This window comes from Brachybacterium saurashtrense, assembly GCF_003355475.1.
Taxonomy (GTDB): domain Bacteria; phylum Actinomycetota; class Actinomycetes; order Actinomycetales; family Dermabacteraceae; genus Brachybacterium; species Brachybacterium saurashtrense.
The window spans coordinates 1,025,540-1,043,509 of the sequence record NZ_CP031356.1 but is presented as its reverse complement, the minus strand read 5'-3'; the positions used below and the strand labels follow the sequence as shown (position 1 = coordinate 1,043,509).

The following is a 17,970-nucleotide window of genomic DNA, read 5'->3' as shown; positions in this document are numbered from 1 at the left end:
CCGTCCGGGTCGGGGACGCGGACCGTGGCTGCTCGTACTGGGCGCGGATCCCGGGGCGCGCGGACGCCCGGGGAGCCGTCCCGGGCATTGTCTCATCCAGCGGACGGCGCTGGCGCACGCACCCCGTCCTCCGGCGGTGCGGCGGCTCAGCGCAGGCCGCGCCGGGCCAGCAGGCTCCGGTGCATCAGCCAGACCAGGTACGCGATCACGGCGAAGGCGGGCAGTCCCATCGCGATCTTGGCCGCGCCGAGGGCGGCCACCTGCCCGGTGAGCAGGAGCGGGAGCTGCACGGCGAGCTTGGCGGCGTAGAGCCCGGCGAACAGCAGGGTGGCCCGGGTGTACACCCGCCGCGAGGCCGAATCCTGCGCCCAGTCCCGCACCCGCGGGTCCAGCAGGGCCACCACCACGCCGAGCAGCGGGCGCCGCAGCGCGAGCGAGAGCACCAGCACCAGCAGCGAGACCGCGTTGGTGACGATCCCGGGCCAGTAGAAGTCCGTGCCCTCGCCGGAGCGGATCGCGAGCACGGCGCCGAGGGCGGCGGCGACCAGCCCGCCCATCGCCGTGCCGACGCTCTGTCGCTGCAGCAGCCGCGCGACGACGAACACCGCCACCGCCGCGGTCGCCGCGACGCCCGCGATCAGCACCGAGCGGATGGCGACGAAGAGCACCACGAAGAGCAGCGTGGGCAGCACGGACTCGAGGATCCCGCGCGGTCCGCCGATCGCGTCGCGCACGGAGAACTCCTCGTCCTGCAACACCGCGCCGAGCCCCTCGCGCGCCGTGCCGGGGGCGTCGCCGGGGGCGGGCTCGGGCGCTGTCGTCGGCTCCTCCTGCGGGGGCGGGGCGGTGCTCATCCGACCTCGGTGATCTCGGGGCCGCGGGCCAGCGGGTCCAGCGGGGCGGAACGGATCTGCTCGAGCCCCGGACGCTCGCCGGGCAGGTGCAGCGGGATCAGCTCCTGCGGCGCCATCGCGCCGGTGCCGCGCACCACCACCAGGCGCGAGAGGAGGGTCTCGAAGCGGCGGGACTGCTCGGGATCGGCCAGGGCCTTGCCGGTGAGGATCCCGCGCAGGAACCAGCGTGAGCCGTCCACGCCGATGAACCGCGCCGGCCGGTAGGCCGTGCGGCCGTCGGCGCGCTTGACCGGCAGGCGCGTGATCAGCTCGGTGCCGAACACGCCCGGCCGCGTCTCCGCGGTGCCGCCCTGCTTGACCACCGAGTCGCGCAGCGAGGAGCGCACGTCCTCCCACAGGCCCCGCGACTTCGGCGCAGCGAACGCCTGGACCTGCAGGGAGGAGCCGCCGATCACGAGGTTCGCGCCGGTGACGGCACCGCTGCGCTGGTCCACCTCCATCCGCAGCTCCATCCCGTCGACGGTGGGCACCTGCAGGCCGCCCAGGTCGATGCGGTCCTCCTCCGGGGCCTCGGACTCGTCGTACGGGCCGGCCTCGAGATGCTCCCCGCGCGCGGCGGCGTCGGCCTCGGAGCCCGGCGCGGAGCGGCCCTCCGGCTCCTGCCCCGCCGCCTCGCCCTCGGTGTCGTCCTGTGCGGCGCCGGTGGGGTCGTCGGGTCCCTCGGCCTCCTCGCGGTCCAGGGCGTCAAGGCCCTCGACCTGCGCGGGCTCGGTCGTCTTCCTGCGGGAGAACAGTCCCATCGTCATCCCTCCGTGGTCTCGTCGGCGGCCGTCGTGGCGCTCGCGGTGCCGAAACCGCCGCTGGAGCCGAAGCCCGACCCCGCGCGCGCCGTCTCCTCGAGGTCCTCGACCTCCACCAGCGGCGGGGCGAGGAACGGCACCACCACGAGCTGGGCGATGCGATCCCCCACGCCGAGCGCGAACGGCTCGGTCGGGTCGGTGTTGTGCAGCGCCACCTTCACCGGGCCCCGGTAGCCGGCGTCCACGATGCCCGGGCCGTTGAGCACGGTCACGCCGTGCCGGGCGGCGAGGCCCGAGCGGGGGCAGACCATCCCCACGGTGCCGGGCGGCAGCGCGACGGCGAGGCCGGTGTCCACCAGCGCCCTCCCGCCGGCGGGGATCACCAGCTCCTCGGCGCTGGCCAGGTCGAGACCGGCGTCGTCGGGATGGGCGCGGTGCGGCATCGGCACCTGGGCACGGCGGCGGAGCCGCAGCACGGGGACGTCGGAGGCCGGGACGGGCCCGCCGCCCTCCGTCCGGGGGTCAGCTGAATCGACAGGCATGGCCCCAGACTACGGCGTCCCGGACGCCACGCACCCAGCAGCCCGCCGGTGCCGCCGTCGCCGCGAGCGCCCAGCCGGTGCGTGAGAGCATGGCGGCATGCCTGCCGCCGCCCGCTCCGCCGCCGAGTCCCCGTCCACGCCCCCGTCGCCGCGGGGTGGTGCAGCGACCCCGCTGCACCGCGAGCGGGTGCTGCCCGGCCCCGGGGTGTGGATCGCCGCCGTCGCGATCGGCGCGGCGCTGGGTCTGATCCTGGTGCCGCTGCAGCCCGTGGTCGCGCTGGTGGTCTCGGTGCTCGCGATCGGCGGGGCCCTGGTGCTGGTGCTGCTGTACTCGCCCGTGCTCGAGGTCTCCGGGGGACGGTTCCGGATGGGGCGGGCGCAGATCTCCGTGCAGCAGCTGGGCGAGCCCGTGGCCCTGGCCCCCGCGCAGTGGGCGCTCACCATCGGGCAGGACTTCGAGCCCCTGGCCCATCACTGCGTGCGCGGCTGGACCCGCACGGGCCTGCGGGTGGAGGTGCTGGACGAGGACGATCCCACCACGGCCTGGGTCGCCTCGACCCGTCACCCTGAGGACCTCGCCCTCGCCCTGCGCACCGCGCAGCAGGCCGCCTCCCGTGGCCCGGGCACCGACGCCGAGGAGCCGTCCGAGCGCTGACGGCCCCGGGTCCGCGGCCGGCCCGGGACGCGAGACGGCGCCGCACCCGGAGGTGCGGCGCCGCGCGTGGGGAGGCGGGACGCGGTCAGGCCGCGGCGCACTCCTTGCAGATGATGAGAGTGCCCTCGACGTGGTCGATCTGGCTGCGGTGCTTCACGAGGAAGCAGCTCGCGCAGGTGAACTCGTCCGCCTGGCGAGGCAGCACCCGCACCGACAGCTCCTCGCCGGAGAGGTCGGCGCCCGGCAGCTCGTAGGAGTCCGCGGCCTCGGCCTCGTCCTCGTCGACGGCAGGGGTGGCCGCCTCGTTCCGGCGCCCCTGCAGCTCCTCGATGGAGTCGTCGTTCGAGTCGTCGTCGTTCTTGCGCGGGGCATCGTAATCAGTGGCCATCTACGGTCCGTTCCTGGTTGTCGTCGGAGAGTCCGACCGGGGGTTCTGGGGCATGTCCGCGCCGGTGAGCCGTCGCGAGCCGCGCCGGGCGGCTCGGGTGTCAACGCTGAATGCGGCGGCATTATTGCAGAGGGTCCGCGTGCCCACAACATGGAGGGGCACGCGGCGGCAACACGCCGCGGCGCACCCGCTCCGCACAGGGAGGACGCGGCCCGGGCACGATAAGGTCGCAGGGCTGGACATGCTGCACCCCAGCGATCACGCTCCGACGGAGAGGACGACCATGCGCGAGCTCGAACTCGACGGGATCCACGATGACGGCGAGCACGTGCTCCTGGTGGATTCCGACGGAGAGCGGTACACGCTGCGCATCGACCGGGCGCTGCGCGCGGCCGTGCGCTCGGATCGTCCGGCCCTGAACATGATCCAGGCGGCGGACGCCGCACCGCTGCGCCCCCGCGAGATCCAGGCGATGCTCCGCTCCGGCCGCAGCGCGGAGGACATCGCCGAGGCCTCCGACATCCCGCTCGAGCACGTGCGCCGGTACGAGGGCCCCGTGCTCGCCGAGCGCGAATGGACCGCCCAGCGCGCCCGCACGTTCCCCGTGGGGCGCGGCGGCCCCGCCCTCCTGGACGTGGTCACCGAGCGCCTGGCCGCCCGCGAGGCGACCGGCGACACCGCCTGGGACGCCTGGCGCCGTCAGGACGGCACCTGGACGCTCGAGCTGACCTTCTCCGCGGGCGGGCGCACGCGCCAGGCGCACTGGGTGGCCGACATCGACAACCGCTCCGTCTCCCCCGTGGACGACGAAGCGCGCTGGATCAGCGACGAGGACGCCCCGCCGGAGCCGTCCCGCGGGCGCGGCCGCCTCCAGGCGGTCAAGTCCGCCGTCTACGACCTCGAGGCCGACGGCTCCCTCGACGGCTCCCCCACGCCGTCCTCGCGCGCCCGGACCTGGACCCCGCGCCGCCCGGCCGCCGATTCCCACCCCTCGACCATCGACGAGGACGAGCTCGACGCGCTCAACGCCCGCCGCGGGCTGCGCCCCGTGCCGCGGCAGGAGGGCCCCGCGACCGTCTGGTCCGGGCTCGAGGACGCCGCGACGGAGGAGACCGAGACCTCGGCCGACGCCGTGCCGGAGCCCGGGCAGGCACCGCAGGACGGCACGCTGACCGGCCCCGACCAGGAGGCGGCGCTCGAGCACTCCACCGGGGCGGCGACGCAGGACGACGACGCGGAGGAGCGCGAGGCGACGGCGTGGCCCGCGGAGGAGGACACCGCACCGGCGACCCCCCAGGACGATCCCGCGGAGGTCCCGGAGGACGCCCCGACGCCCGCCGCCCAGGACACCGTGGACCTCACCCCGCTGCCGGGCTTCGACGAGGAGGAGCGGTCCTCGTCGTCGGAGGAGGACGCCCCGGCCCCGGCGCCGGAGAAGAAGCCCCGGCCTCGCTCCAAGCGGGCCTCGATGCCGAGCTGGGACGAGATCGTCTTCGGGTCGAAGCACGACTGATCGGGCTCCCGCCCGCGCCGCGCGCTCCCGTCCGTCAGACGGCGATTCGCAGCAGCGGCACCCAGGCCTCCGCGGCGGTGAGCGAGCCGTGCACGCCGATCATCGGGTGGGCGTCCGCGCGGCGTCGCGAGCAGTCCTCGACGCTCCATCCGCCCCGGGCCAGCACCAGCACGTCCGGCAGCCGCCGCGCCACCCTCTCCTCGACGGCGGAGCCCGCAGGCCCCAGCAGACCGCAGCGCAGCACCTCGTCGCGGCGCAGCACGAGAGCCCGCTCGGCCAGCAGCGCCTCGAGCCCCTCGGCGAGCTCCTCCGCGGCCCCGTCGCCCGGCACGGCGTGCAGCGCGAGCGCCCGCGGCTCCCCCGCCACCTCCTCGACCAGGCGCAGCAGGCGCGGATGCGCGGCGAGATCGACAGTGCGCTCGGGGGCGGTGTCCACCATGCCGTGATCGGCGGTGACGTGGAGCCGGGTCCCGCGCGGCAGGCGCCGCAGCAGCGTGCCGAGCAGCGCGTCCACCTCCGCGAGCGCGGTGCGCCAGGGCTCGGAGTCGATCCCGTGGCGGTGGCCGGCGTGGTCCACGTCGTCGACGTGCAGGTGCACCAACCCCTCCGGTCCTGCGCGGTGGAGGGCGGTGCGCACCGCCTCCACCCGGTCGCCGCGCCCGTGGGCGAGGAAGTCCCAGCCGCGGAAGGCCACGCCGCTGAGATGGGAGCCGGCGTGCTTGGCGGGCGCGACCTGCACCGCACGGCGCCCGCCGACCTCCACCGGGGTAGGCAGGGGCATCCACTGCTTCGGGTCGATCTCCGGCGCGCCGGTGAGCTGGTTCAGGGCGCGGCCGCTGCGCGGGTCGCGGGTGAGATGCCCGAGCACCCCGTGCTCGAGCGGCGGCCGGCCGGTGTGCAGGGACACCATAGCGCTCGAGGTGGTGGAGGGCGCGACGGTGCGCACCCGCGCGATCTCCGCCTCGAGCCGGCGCAGCGTGGGGGTGAGGGCGCGGTGCTCGGCGAGCAGATCCGCACCGACCCCGTCCAGCAGCACCACCACGTCACGGCCGGGTGCAGGGTTCTCGAGCAGCGGCGGCAGCACGTCCAGCAGGGCGGGACGCGCGCCGTCGGCGAACGGCGGCGGCAGCAGGTCCGGGGGCCAGACGGCCGTGGCGGTGCTCATCGGGGGCGCGGCGGAGCGTGCGCGGGACGCGCTCAGACGCCCAGCGCGTCGAGCGCGTCCACGAGGCGGTCGTGGAAGGCGAGCGCGGCATCCACCGCGCCGGCGCCGTCGGCGAGCGCGGAGACGCGCAGCGCGAGGTCCGAGGGCGCCAGGGTGCCCGTGTACCCGTGGTCGAGCTGGCAGTTCGGGTCCTCGCAGACCGCGCGCTCCAGGTCGACGCGGCGACTGCCGTCCCAGCTGATGCCCAGGGTGATCTCCGCCTCCGTGCCGGGGCTTCCCTGGCCGTCGGTGTCGTAGACCTGTGACAGCCCTGTGGCGGTGATGCGCTGCAGCCGGATGCGCTCGGTGGTGGAGACCACCTGGCTCGGGTTCAGGGCGTCGGCCGGATCGTCGTCGAGATGGGTGACCAGCAGGTGCGACGGGGTGAGGACCACGACGGTGAGGTGACGACGCACCTCTGGGCCGTCGAAGGTGGTCTCCGGCCTGACCAGGTGCGCGACCGGTCGGGCGCTGCGCAGCGAGCGCAACAGGCTCTGGGCCGCGGTCTGGGGGAAGTACCCGGCGGTCTCGAGGTCCGTGAGCAGGTCAGCGGGGAGTGCGGCGGTCATCTGGGCATTGTCCCATGCGCGACGGAGGGCGGGGTCTCACCCCGCCGCCGGGCCGGAGAGCGCACGGCGCGGACTGTCGGTGCGGTTGGGCGCCGGGGCCAGGAGCGCCCGCGCGCCGACCACCGTGGTCCCCTGCTGGGCGACCAGCACCGGGTAGAGCTCGAGCGAGGCGAGCTCGGGGAGGTCCTCGGCGAGCAGCCCGATGCGGACCACGAGATCGGCGAGCGCGCCGCGGTCCGCGGGCGGCAGTCCGCGGGTCCCGCGCAGCTTCACCGCGGAGGCCGGGGCGTCCACGAGCCGCGCGGCGCCGGTCTCGCTGAACGGCGGGATCGCATAGGCGATGTCGTCCAGCAGGTCGGTCGCGTCCCCCGCGACGGACAGCGACACCACCGGCCCCAGGGAGGGGTCCTCGACGCTGCGCACCACCATCGGCACCCCGGCAGGGGCCATCGCCTGCACCTCCAACGGCGCGCTGGAGAAGGACAGGTCGCGCCGCATCCCCTCCACGGCGTGGCGCAGCTGCACCTCGTCGGGGATGTCCAGGCGCACGCCGCCGAGATCCGCCCGGTGTCGCAGCACCGGATCGGTGCTCTTCAGCGCCACCGGGTAGCCGATCCGGGCCGCGTGCTCGACGGCCTCCTCCACCTCCGCGAAGGAGCGCGCTTCCAGCTGGGCGATGCCGTAGGCGCCGAGCAGGGCGCGGGCCTCGGCCGCGGGCAGCGCTCGGCCCGGGGCCGCGCCGGCCTCGCGCCACCGCTCCACCACGGCGCGGGCGGCGGCGCGGTCCACGTCCTCGCGTTGGGCGGGCTCCTCGTCGTCGGCCTCCGGGCGCAGGGCGGCCGCCATCATGCCCGAGGCCGCGCGGGCCACGGCGTAGGGGGTCGCGTGCACGGGCGGCAGCGAGGGGTCGGTGCGCACCGCCTCCTGCACCTCGGCGGCCCGCTCGGCGGAGGTGACCAGGCACACCAGCAGCACCACCTCCGAGTGGCGTGCCACCACCGCCATCTGGCGCAGCACCTCCACGGCGCTGCCGGTGAGCGGATCCAGGATCCCGGCCACCACCAGATCCACCTCGCCGAGGGCCGCCATCGAGGTGAAGCCTCGCTGGATCAGCCGCGGGTCCGCCGCCAGCGGGACGCTGCGGTTGTCAGCCACCACGTGCAGGCCCGCCTGATCGGCCGCCCCGCGCAGGGAGGCACCGAGCGCTCCCGTGTTCGAGAGCAGCCCCACCCGTCGTCCCAGCGGCAGGCCCTGCCTCCCGATCGCGTCGACCACGTCCAGCAGATGGTCTACGCCCGTGGTCTGCACCACGCCCGCGGATTCCAGCACCTGGTCGAGGGCGCGCCGCGGCAGGGTCGAGGTGCGCACGTCGTGGCCGGGCGGTCGATGGGACTCGCTGCCCGGGGGGCGCAGCACGATCAGCGGGGTGGTGCGGGTGAGGCGGCGGGCGATGCGATGGAACTTCCGCGGGTTCCCCATCGACTCCAGGGCCAGGCCGATCACGCCCACCTGCTCGTCGTCCTCCCAGTGCTGGAGGGTGTCGTTGAGGGAGACGTCCGCCCGATTGCCCACTCCCACGAACTCGTGCACGCCCAGGCCCCGGGAGTCCGTTCCCGCCAGCAGCATCGCCGAGAGTGCGCTGGACTGGCCGGCGAGCGCCACCGGTCCCGGGCGCGGCATCCGCGGCGCGAGGGAGAGGCTGAGCGGGTCCGTGCCGGTGCGCAGCACGCCGAGGGAGCCGGGACCCAGCAGGCGCATCCCGTGCAGCCGGGCGCGCGCCACCAGCTCCCGCTGGAGGCGGCGGCCACGATCGCTGTCGGAGAACCCCTCGGTGGGGATCACCACGCTGCGCACCCCGATGGCGGCGCACTCGTCGATCGCCTCCAGGCACGCCTCCGGGCGCAGGGCGATCACCGCGAGGTCCACGGTGCCGGGCACGTCCCCGATGCGGGCCCAGGTGCGGTGGCCGCGCAGCTCGAGCGCGTCGCGCGCCACCAGGTGCACGGTGCCGGTGTACCCGGAGCCCTCGAGGGCGGAGAGGAACCGGCCGCCGGTGGAGTCCGCGCGGGAGGAGACCCCGATCAGCAGCACCGACCGGGGATGCAGCAGGCGCTCCATGGCGCGGGCCTCCGCACGGTGCTCCCGCTCGGCCATCACCTCGAGGGAGCGGGCGGTGGGGTCGATCCGGAAGGACACCATCACCACGCCGTCGTCGAGCGTGCGATCCACGTCGAAGCCGGTGTCGGAGAAGACCTTGATCATCTTGGTGTTCTGGGGCAGCACCTCGGCCGTGAAGCGGTTGATGTCGCGCTCGCGGGCGGCGGCCGCGAGATGCTCGAGCAGCACGGAGGCGAGACCTGTCCCCTGCCGGGAGTCCGAGACGTTGAACGCCACCTCGGCGGTGTGCGGCTCCACCCGGTCGTACCGTCCCACCGCGATGATCTCCTGCCCCGCCAGGACCACGAACGCGACCCTGTCCATATGGTCCACGTGGGTGAAGCGGGTGAGGTCACGGGAGGAGAGGCGCGGCATGGGGGCGAAGAACCGCAGGTACCGGGAGTGCTCGGACTGACGCTGATGGAAGTCCTGCAGCGCCTCGGCATCGCTGGGGAGGATCGGGCGCAGGTGCGCGGCGGAGCCGTCGCGCAGGGCGATGTCCGCCTCCCAGTGGGCCGGGTAGCCGGGGCCGGTCTCCTCGTCGCCGCGGGCTCGACGACGCAGGGAGCGCAGTGCGTCGAGTCTGTCCGCCATGCCGGGATCCTATCCTCGCCGTGGCCGCTTTGACGGGATTCACGTCCCCTCACCACGCCCGGGTCCCGGGATCGTGGCCGGTCATGCGCCATGATGTCCTGCATGGCCCGTTCACGCAGCACCACCCCGCCCACCGGTGACGCCCCCGTCGAGGAGACCATCGTCGACATCGACGTCACCAGTGAGATGGAGGCGTCCTTCCTCGAGTACGCCTACTCGGTGATCTACTCGCGCGCGCTCCCCGATGCGCGGGACGGCCTTAAGCCGGTGCAGCGCCGCATCCTGTTCATGATGGCGGAGATGGGACTGCGCCCGGACAAGGGCCACGTGAAGAGCCAGCGCGTGGTGGGCGAGGTGATGGGCAAGCTCCACCCCCACGGCGACACCGCGATCTACGACGCGCTGGTGCGCATGGCGCAGCCCTTCAACATGCGCATGCCGCTGGTGGACGGTCACGGCAACTTCGGCTCGCTCGACAACGGCCCCGCCGCCCCCCGGTACACCGAGGCGCGCCCGGCGAAGGCGGCGCTGCTCATGACGGACTCGCTGGACGAGGACGTCGTGGACATGATCCCGAACTACGACAACCAGTTCCTCCAGCCAGAGGTGCTACCCGCGCAGTACCCGAACCTGTTGGTGAACGGCGCCTCCGGCATCGCCGTGGGCATGGCCACGAACATGGCACCCCACAATCTGGTGGAGACGGTCGGCGCGGCGCGCCACCTGATCGACCACCCGGAGGCGGAGCTCGAGGAGCTGATGCGCTTCGTGCCGGGCCCGGACCTCCCCACCGGGGGCCGGATCGTGGGCCTGGCCGGTGTGCGAGACGCGTACCGCACGGGCCGGGGCTCGTTCAAGATGCGCGCCACCACGCGGATCGAGAACGTCACCTCCCGACGCAAGGGCATCGTGGTGACGGAGCTGCCGTACCAGGTGGGCCCCGAGAGGCTCGCGGAGAAGCTCCGCGACGCGGTGCAGTCCAAGAAGGTGCAGGGCATCACCGACTACCAGGACCTCACCGACCGTCATCACGGGATGCGCCTGGTGCTCACGGTGAAGTCCGGCTTCGATCCCGAGGCGGTGCTGGAGCAGCTCTACAAGCACACGCCGCTGGAGGAGTCCTTCGGGATCAACAACGTGGCCCTGGTGGACGGGCAGCCGCGCACCCTGGGCCTCAAGCAGATGCTCGAGGTGTTCGTCGAGCACCGCCTCACGGTGGTGCGCCGCCGCACCGAGCACCGGCTCGGCAAGCGCAGGGCGCGGCTGCACCTGGTGGAGGGGCTGCTGCTGGCGATCGTGGACATCGACGAGGTGATCCAGATCGTGCGCAGCAGCGACGACGCCGAGACGGCGCGCACCCGCCTGATGCAGGTCTTCGACCTCACGGAGGTGCAGGCGGAGTACATCCTCGAGCTGCGCCTGCGCCGGCTGACCAAGTTCTCCCAGATCGACCTGGAGGCGGAGCGGGACGATCTGCGACGCGAGATCGAGCAGCTCGAGGAGATCCTGGGCTCGCAGTCGGTGCTGCGCTCCCTGGTCTCCGAGGAGCTGGCGACGGTCGCCGCCGAGCACGGCGACGCGCGCCGCACGGTGCTGCTGGAGGCCGCGGAGAAGCCCGTGGCCGTGGCGGGAGCGTCCCTCGAGGTGGCGGACGAGCCGTGCGCCGTGCTCATGACGGGCACCGGCCTGATCGCCCGCGTCGCGGGCGAGGAGCCGATCCCCCGGGAGGGGCAGCGCGGAGCGCACGACGTCATCGTCTCCACGGTGCGCAGCACCACGCGCTCCGAGATCGGGGTGGTGACCGACCGCGGCAGAGTGCTGCGCCTGCCGGTGGTGGACCTCCCCTCCCTCGCCCCGACGGCGGGTTCGCCCTCGCTGGCCGGCGGCACCCGGGTGGACGACCTCCTGGAGCTGGAGCGGGAGGAGCGCACCCTGGGCCTGGTGCGGGTGGCCGAGGCGGACATCGCCCGCGGCGGCGCGATCGCCCTGGGCACGCGCCAGGGCGTGGTCAAGCGCGTGCAGCTGGACTTCCCCCGCTCCGACGGCTTCGAGATCATCTCGCTGAAGGACGGCGACGCCGTGGTGGGCGTGGTGGACCTCGAGGACGACGCCGACCTCGACCTCGTGTTCGTCACCTCCGACGCCCAGCTGCTGCACTTCCCCTCCTCCGGGATCCGGCCGCAGGGCCGCGCCGCGGGCGGCGTGGCGGGGATCAAGCTCTCCGCCGGGGCACGGGTGCTCTCCTTCGGGACGATCGACGTGACCGCCGCGGCGGACGTGGTCACCGTGGCCGGCAGCTCCAGCACGCTGCCGCTGCTGCAGACGGGCTCCCTCAAGGTCAGCGCGCTCACCGAGTTCCCCGCCAAGGGACGGGCCACCGCGGGGATGCGGTGCCACCGCTTCCTGCGCGGCGAGGACGTCCTCATCGGCGCGTGGGTGGTGCCGCATCCGGCGCGCGCCTCCTCCGAGGCGGGCCAGCCGATCGACCTCCCGGAGCCCACCGGCCGACGCGACGGCTCGGGCATCCCGGTCTCGGTGCCGATCGCCGCGGTGGGCTGAGGGGTGGCGGCGCCGACCCGGCTCCGGGCGACCGGGGCGACCCGCGCCGAGTCGGCGCACGTCGCGATCGGCCTCGCGGGCGCCCTCGCGGGGATCGTGGTGGGCGCCGTCGCGCTGCGGGGCACCGCGCCGCTGTCGGGCACCGGATCGATCGGCCAGGTCGCAGCGCTGACCGTGCTGGGGTGCGGGACGACCACCGCGGCGCTCGTGCTCGCCGGACGCACGATGCGCGGCCTGCCCTGGTACGGGGCCCGGCCCTGGTGGCGACGCGGCCTGGACGTGGCCGGTCTCTCCCTGATCCACGGCCTGCTCGGCCTGTTCCTCACCGGAGCGCTGTTCGCGGTGTTCCAGCAGGCGTTCCAGGGCGTGGCGCTGGACCGCGTCGCGGGGACGTTCTGGGTCGCGGCGGCCGGCGGTGCGGCGGCGTACATCACCTCCGCCTCGGTCACCGCGCTGTCGGGCCGCTCCCTGGCGACCCTGCTGGCGGCCTTCCTCACCGTCGGCGTGCTCGCCAGCGCGCTCAGCGCCCCGGACCCGTACTGGTGGGAGCGCTACTTCTCGGAGCTCGGCGAGGGCAGCGGGCTCTCGAGCGCGACGTTCAACCTGACCCTGCTGCTGACCGGCATCGCCCTGGTGACGGTGGTGGAGTTCATCGCCCACGACCTCGAGCGCTGGGCACGGGCGAGCGGTGCGGGCACCCTCCCCGTGACCGTGGTGCGCGTGCTGCTGACGCTCGTGGGGGTCCTGGTCGCGCTCGTCGCGCTGGTCTCGCGGACGGTAAGCGTGTTCTGGCACGACGTCGTCGCGCAGCTGCTCGTGATCGTCTTCGGGATCTCGCTGCTGGTCCTCCCCGTGCTCCTGAGGCGACTCCCCGGCGCGCTGACCTGGTTCACGGCGGGGGCCTTCGGGCTGCTCGTGACCCTGGTCGTGCTGTTCTCGGGAGTGGGATACCTGAACATGACCGCCTTCGAGATGGGGGCGGCGGTGATCGTGTACGTGTGGCTGCTGCTGCTGATCCGCACCGTCTCCGCCGCCGCCGAGGGACTGCCGGAGGTCGGTCCCGGACCGGAGGGGACCTCCCGCGCGGAGGACGAGGCGCCCGCTCCCGGCACGGCACGGCACGGCGTGGGACGATGGAGGCATGACCTCACAGCCCCAGCCCAGCCCGGTCGAGCCGGCCGCCGCCGCGATGCCCGCCGCCCAGGATCCCGCCGCCGCGGCTCCTGACGCCGCCGTCACCCTGCCCGAGGGCGTCGCCCTCGGGACGGCGCACGGCGTCGATGCCGTGCTCGTGGACACCCCTGCGGCCTCCGCCGTCATCCTCCTCGACGGCGCGCACCTGACCAGCTTCGTCCCCGCCGGCGAGCAGGACCTGCTGTGGATGAGCCCGAGCTCCGACGTCGGCCCCGGCGTGGCCGTGCGGGGCGGGATCCCGCTGGTGGGTCCGTGGTTCGGGACGGGACGGGATCTCGCGCACGCCGTGAAGCACGGCTGGCTGCGCAACGTCCGGTGGGACCTCGTCTCCGCCCGGCGCGAGGGCGGGACCACGGAGGTGACGCTGCGGACCCCGGAGGACGCCGTCGCGGTCCGGGCCGAGGTCGTCTTCCGCCTCGGCGCGCAGCTGGACGTGGATCTGACCCTCACCGCCGGGCCGCGCCGGATCGAGCTCGAAGCCGCGCTGCACACCTATCTCGCCGTCGGCGACGTGCGCGAGATCCGCATCGGCGGCCTCGAGGGCGCGGAGTTCCTCGACAACACCCGCGGCCTCGCCGAGGACGTCATGCCCGCCCAGCTGCTGCGCCTCACCGGCTCCACCGACCGGATCGTCGCACGCGCCGGCGAGGTGACCCTCGAGGACGACTCGGCACCGGGAGGAGGACGCCGCGTGGTCTCCACCCCGCGGGGCACCTCCCGCACGATCGTGTGGAACCCCTGGGACGAGCTGACCCGCGGGATGGCGGACATCCCCGACGAGGACTGGCCCCGGTTCGTGTGCATCGAGCCCGCGGTCGCCAAGGACGGATTCGTGGCGCTGGAGCCCGGCCGCTCGCACCGCCTCGGGGTCAGCTACCGCATCGAGCGCTGAGGAGCGCGTCGCGGAGCCCGTTCCGACCGGCAGGTGGGGTCGGTGCGGGCGGGCTCCGGCAGTGCTCAGCGCACCGTGATGCCGTCGGCGGCCATCGCCGCCTTCGCCTCCGCGATGCTGAGCTGCTGGAAGTGGAACACGCTCGCGGCGAGCACGGCGTCGGCGCCCGCGTGCACGGCCGGCGGGAAGTGCGCGGGGGTGCCCGCACCGCCGGAGGCGATCAGCGGCAGGGACGTGGCCTCCCGCGCCAGCCGGATCAGGTCGAGGTCGAAGCCCTGCTCGGTGCCGTCGGCGTCCATCGAGTTCAGCAGGATCTCGCCGGCGCCGCGCTCGGTGACCTCGCGGATCCACGCGATGGCGTCGATGCCGGTGCCGCGGCGCCCCCCGTGCGTGGTCACCTCGAAGCCGGAGCCGGAGCGGGCCGTGCCCTCAGGGGTCTCGTCGGTGACGCGGCGGGCGTCGATCGAGAGCACCAGCACCTGATTGCCGAAGCGGCGGGCGATCTCGGAGATCACCTCGGGCCGGGCGATCGCCGCGGTGTTGATGCCGCACTTGTCGGCGCCGGCGCGCAGCAGCTGGTCCACATCGGCCGCGGAGCGCACTCCCCCGCCCACGGTGAGCGGGATGAAGATCTGCTCGGCGGCGGCACGCACCACGTCGATCATGGTGTCGCGGCCGCCGGAGGAGGCGATGACGTCGAGGAAGGTGAGCTCGTCGGCCCCTTCGGCGCCGTAGCGTGCCGCGAGCTCCACAGGATCCCCGGCGTCGCGCAGGTCCTTGAAGTTCACGCCCTTGACGACGCGCCCCGCGTCGACGTCCAGGCAGGGGATCACTCGGACGGCGACACTCATGCGTCGATCCTCTCCAGGTCGAGCTCTTCGGCTCCTTCGATGATGAACTGCTTGCGCGGTGCGACCTCGGACCCCATCAGCAGCTCGAACACGGCGCTGGCGGCCTCGGCGTCCTCGATGCGCACCCGACGCAGCGTGCGGTGGCCCGGATCCATCGTGGTGTCGGCGAGCTGGTCGGCGTCCATCTCCCCCAGGCCCTTGTAGCGCTGGATCGGCTCCTTGTAGCGCTTGCCACGGCGTTCCAGGCTCTTGAACAGGGTGTTCAGCTCGGTCTCGGAGTAGGTGTACACCAGCTCGTTCTTCTTCTTCCCGCCGTGGATGATCTCGACGCGGTGCAGCGGGGGCACCGCCGCGTACACCCGCCCGGCTTCGACCATCGGGCGCATGTAGCGGTGGAAGAGGGTGAGCAGCAGGGTGCGGATGTGGGCGCCGTCCACGTCCGCGTCGGTCATCATGATGATCTTGCCGTAGCGCGCGGCCTCGAGATCGAAGGTGCGCCCGGAGCCGGCGCCGATCACCTGGATGATCGCCGCACACTCGGTGTTCTTCAGCATGTCCGTGACGGACGCCTTCTGTGTGTTGAGGATCTTGCCGCGGATCGGCAGCAGCGCCTGGAACTCGGAGGAGCGGGCGTTCTTCGCGGTGCCCAGCGCGCTGTCGCCCTCGACGATGAACAGCTCGGAGCGGTCCACGTCGTGGGTGCGGCAGTCCGCGAGCTTGGTGGGCATGGTGGAGGACTCCAGCGCGTTCTTGCGGCGCGAGACCTCCTTGTGCATGCGCGCCGCGATGCGGGCGCGCATCTCGGAGACCACCTTGTCGACCACCAGCGCGGCCTGCTCCTTCTCCCCCTTCTTCGTGGAGGTGAGGAACTCGGTGAGCCGGTCCTCGACGACCTTGGCGACGATCTGTCGGATCGCGGGGGTGCCGAGCACCTCCTTGGTCTGCCCCTCGAACTGCGGCTCGTCGATGCGCACGCTCACCACCGCGGTGAGGCCCGCGAGCGTGTCGTCCTTCTCGATCTTCTCGTTCTTCGCGTTGAACTTGACCCGCCGCGCCTGGTTCTCGACCTGCTTGCGCATGGTCTTGACCAGCGCCTGCTCGAAGCCGGTCAGATGGGTGCCGCCCTTGGGGGTGGCGACGATGTTCACGAAGGTGCGCACGGTGGAGTCGAAGTCCGCGCCCCAGCGCAGGGCGATGTCCACCTCGCAGGAGCGCTCCACCTCGGTGGAGACCATGTGGCCGTTGCGGTCGAGCACCGGGATGGTCTCGGTGTACTCGCCGGTGCCCTGCAGGCGGACCACGTCGGTGATGCGCTGGTCCTGGGCGAGGTACTCGACGAACTCGCTGATCCCGCCGTCGTACTTGTAGGTGCGGGTGGCGGGCTGGTCGGGATTGGCCTCGGGGCGGAGGTCGGTGACCGACAGCTTCAGCCCGGGCACCAGGAAGGCCGTCTGCCGGGAGCGACGGGTGAGGTCGTCGAGGGAGAAGTGGGAGCCCTTGACGAAGATCTGGGGATCGGCCCAGTAGCGCACCCGAGTGCCGCTCGCCCCGCGCTTGGCCTTGCCGACCACGCGCAGCTCGGCGGGGCCGTCCGCCGGGGTGAACGGCGAGTCGGGGTCGGGACCGTCGGCGTCGGCGAACTCGCCGGGGGCGCCGCGCTGGAAGCTCATCGCATAGGTCTTCCCCGCCCGGTCCACCTCGACGTCGAGCCGCCCCGAGAGGGCGTTGACCACGCTCGCGCCCACGCCGTGCAGACCGCCGGAGGCGGCGTAGGAGCCGCCGCCGAACTTCCCGCCCGCATGCAGCTTGGTGTAGACGACCTCGACGCCGGTCAGCCCGGTGCGGGGCTCCTCGTCCACCGGGACGCCGCGGCCTGTGTCGCGCACCTCGACGGAGTGGTCGGGGTGGAGGATCACCTCGATGGAGTCGCCGTGCCCGCCGAGCGCCTCGTCCACCGCGTTGTCCAGGATCTCCCACAGGCAGTGCATGAGCCCGCGGGAGTCGGTGGACCCGATGTACATGCCGGGACGCTTGCGGACCGCCTCGAGGCCCTCGAGGACCTGGAGGTTGCGCGCATCGTAGGCGGACGTGGTGGCGGCGCTGGTGGTGGACACCCCTCAGATCCTACGGGTCCGGACCCTCCGCGCCCGGCATCGGCTCGCTGCCGTCCTGCTCACAGCGTGCGGGAGCGCCGGCCGCGCGGCCCCGCTCACACCGCGTTGCGCCCCCAGCGAACCAGGCCTGCGGACACTCCCCCGCAGGCGGGCGGCGATGCTAGAAATGACCCCATGAACCTGACTCTCGAAGCTCCCCGACTGACGGCACACGACCGCTGCGATCGCTGCGGCGCGCAGGCGTACGTCAAGGTGCTCCTCGAGGCCGGTGGTGAGCTGATGTTCTGCGCCCACCACGCCCGCGCCCATCAGGACGCCTTCTCCACCATCGCCGCGGAGATCATCGACGAGACCGAGCGCCTGCACCACAAGCCCGAGCCCGTGATCGAGGACTGACGCGGCCGCTCTCCCCACCGCCTCTCAGGGCGCCCACCGTCACGGTGGGCGCCCTGAGCCGATTGCGGGCACCGTCGCCGCCGGGGCCCGCCGTCACGGACGGAGCAGATGCTCCGCCCGGATCGCGTACTCGACCCAGGCGGTGCTGCGGCCCGCGCGCGGGTCCCGTGCGCCGGTGGCGGTGAAGCCGAGCCGCTCGTAGAGGTGGCGGGCCGCCGTGTTGGACTCGTCCACGTCGAGGCGCAGGTCGCCTCGACCGCGCTCGAGCGCGATCCGCGCCAGCGCGTCGAGCAGGCGGCCGGAGACCCCGCGGCCCCGCGCCTGCGGGCGCACCCAGAGCGAGACGATGTGCGCTCTGTCCTCGGGGATCACATGCTCCAGGGTGTATCCGGCGGGGAGCAGCGCGATGCCGCCGAGCACCTCCTCCGTCCCCGCCACCCGGGCCTGCAGATGCACGCGCGGACCCGCGATCTCCGCGCGCCACTGCGCGGCGGTGCGTGCGCGCGCCTGGGCGGGATCGGCCCAGAAGGCGTCCGGATCCGCGGCGAGCATGTCCAGGCGCAGGGCACGGTGGGAGGCCCAGTCCTCGATGCTCACCCGGTGCATCCGCAGCTCGCCGGCCGGTGGTGCGCTCACGTCCTGGGGTCCTCTCGATGCTGGCGGCCGCGGGAGCGGCCGGGTGGTGGAC

At 73.8% G+C, this 17,970-nt stretch carries 16 protein-coding genes; 6 read left to right on the top strand and 10 right to left on the bottom strand.

The window, feature by feature from the left end:
- Positions 1–146: 146 nt before the first annotated feature.
- Genes DWV08_RS04745 through dut form a run of 3 tightly spaced genes read right to left on the bottom strand, consistent with a single transcriptional unit; the run spans position 147 to position 2,196 of the window.
- Positions 147–854, bottom strand: a complete 708-nt coding sequence (locus tag DWV08_RS04745) for a DUF3159 domain-containing protein (protein ID WP_115412739.1) — start codon at positions 852–854, stop codon at positions 147–149.
- Positions 851–1,660 (bottom strand): DUF3710 domain-containing protein, encoded by an 810-nt coding sequence (locus DWV08_RS04740; protein ID WP_241237400.1) that lies wholly within the window; start codon positions 1,658–1,660, stop codon positions 851–853. The genes DWV08_RS04745 and DWV08_RS04740 overlap by 4 nt, the downstream gene beginning before the upstream one ends.
- The gene (dut, locus tag DWV08_RS04735; RefSeq protein ID WP_115412737.1) at positions 1,657–2,196 is read right to left on the bottom strand and encodes a dUTP diphosphatase; all 540 of its coding nucleotides are present in this window, start codon (positions 2,194–2,196) and stop codon (positions 1,657–1,659) included. Before dut ends, DWV08_RS04740 begins: the two co-directional genes overlap by 4 nt.
- A gap of 97 nt (positions 2,197–2,293) precedes the next feature.
- On the opposite strand from dut, the gene DWV08_RS04730 reads away from it, so the two are divergent.
- Positions 2,294–2,851, top strand: a complete 558-nt coding sequence (locus DWV08_RS04730; RefSeq protein ID WP_115412736.1) for a DUF3093 domain-containing protein — start codon at positions 2,294–2,296, stop codon at positions 2,849–2,851.
- 85 nt (positions 2,852–2,936) lie between these two features.
- Here the strand turns inward: DWV08_RS04730 and DWV08_RS04725 are convergent, their stop codons facing one another.
- Positions 2,937–3,239, bottom strand: coding sequence for a DUF4193 domain-containing protein (locus DWV08_RS04725; protein WP_115412735.1), 303 nt, complete (start codon positions 3,237–3,239; stop codon positions 2,937–2,939).
- 283 nt (positions 3,240–3,522) lie between these two features.
- Here DWV08_RS04725 and sepH point away from each other — a divergent pair, with 283 nt between their 5' ends.
- Positions 3,523–4,752, top strand: a complete 1,230-nt coding sequence (gene sepH, locus DWV08_RS04720; protein WP_115412734.1) for a septation protein SepH — start codon at positions 3,523–3,525, stop codon at positions 4,750–4,752.
- Between the two features lie 34 nt (positions 4,753–4,786).
- Here the strand turns inward: sepH and DWV08_RS04715 are convergent, their stop codons facing one another.
- The 3 genes from DWV08_RS04715 to DWV08_RS04705 are packed head-to-tail and all read right to left on the bottom strand — an operon-like array spanning position 4,787 to position 9,276.
- On the bottom strand, positions 4,787–5,917 hold the full coding sequence (locus tag DWV08_RS04715; protein ID WP_115412733.1) for an alkaline phosphatase family protein: 1,131 nt from the start codon (positions 5,915–5,917) through the stop codon (positions 4,787–4,789).
- A gap of 32 nt (positions 5,918–5,949) precedes the next feature.
- Positions 5,950–6,525 (bottom strand): DUF5998 family protein, encoded by a 576-nt coding sequence (locus tag DWV08_RS04710; protein ID WP_115412732.1) that lies wholly within the window; start codon positions 6,523–6,525, stop codon positions 5,950–5,952.
- Between the two features lie 36 nt (positions 6,526–6,561).
- Entirely contained in the window at positions 6,562–9,276 is a 2,715-nt protein-coding gene (locus DWV08_RS04705) for a bifunctional acetate--CoA ligase family protein/GNAT family N-acetyltransferase (RefSeq protein ID WP_115412731.1), read from the bottom strand.
- Between the two features lie 102 nt (positions 9,277–9,378).
- Here DWV08_RS04705 and DWV08_RS04700 point away from each other — a divergent pair, with 102 nt between their 5' ends.
- Genes DWV08_RS04700 through DWV08_RS04690 form a run of 3 tightly spaced genes read left to right on the top strand, consistent with a single transcriptional unit; the run spans position 9,379 to position 13,921 of the window.
- A complete protein-coding gene (locus tag DWV08_RS04700; RefSeq protein WP_162801499.1) occupies positions 9,379–11,835 on the top strand; it encodes a DNA gyrase/topoisomerase IV subunit A in 2,457 nt (818 codons plus the stop codon).
- Between the two features lie 3 nt (positions 11,836–11,838).
- Complete coding sequence (locus DWV08_RS04695) at positions 11,839–13,062, top strand: DUF998 domain-containing protein (protein ID WP_115412729.1); 1,224 nt, start codon at positions 11,839–11,841, stop codon at positions 13,060–13,062.
- The gene (locus tag DWV08_RS04690) at positions 12,977–13,921 is read left to right on the top strand and encodes a D-hexose-6-phosphate mutarotase (protein WP_241237399.1); all 945 of its coding nucleotides are present in this window, start codon (positions 12,977–12,979) and stop codon (positions 13,919–13,921) included. The genes DWV08_RS04695 and DWV08_RS04690 overlap by 86 nt, the downstream gene beginning before the upstream one ends.
- A 65-nt stretch (positions 13,922–13,986) precedes the next feature.
- On the opposite strand, the gene hisF is transcribed toward DWV08_RS04690, so the two are convergent.
- Positions 13,987–14,772: an imidazole glycerol phosphate synthase subunit HisF gene (gene hisF, locus DWV08_RS04685; RefSeq protein WP_115412728.1), complete on the bottom strand. Its 786-nt coding sequence runs from the start codon at positions 14,770–14,772 to the stop codon at positions 13,987–13,989.
- Positions 14,769–16,886 (bottom strand): DNA gyrase/topoisomerase IV subunit B, encoded by a 2,118-nt coding sequence (locus DWV08_RS04680; RefSeq protein WP_115412727.1) that lies wholly within the window; start codon positions 16,884–16,886, stop codon positions 14,769–14,771. Before DWV08_RS04680 ends, hisF begins: the two co-directional genes overlap by 4 nt.
- Before the next feature lie 174 nt (positions 16,887–17,060).
- On the opposite strand from DWV08_RS04680, the gene DWV08_RS04675 reads away from it, so the two are divergent.
- On the top strand, positions 17,061–17,282 hold the full coding sequence (locus tag DWV08_RS04675) for a DUF7455 domain-containing protein (protein WP_115412726.1): 222 nt from the start codon (positions 17,061–17,063) through the stop codon (positions 17,280–17,282).
- A gap of 93 nt (positions 17,283–17,375) precedes the next feature.
- On the opposite strand, the gene DWV08_RS04670 is transcribed toward DWV08_RS04675, so the two are convergent.
- On the bottom strand, positions 17,376–17,918 hold the full coding sequence (locus DWV08_RS04670; protein ID WP_241237398.1) for a GNAT family N-acetyltransferase: 543 nt from the start codon (positions 17,916–17,918) through the stop codon (positions 17,376–17,378).
- Positions 17,919–17,970: the final 52 nt, after the last annotated feature.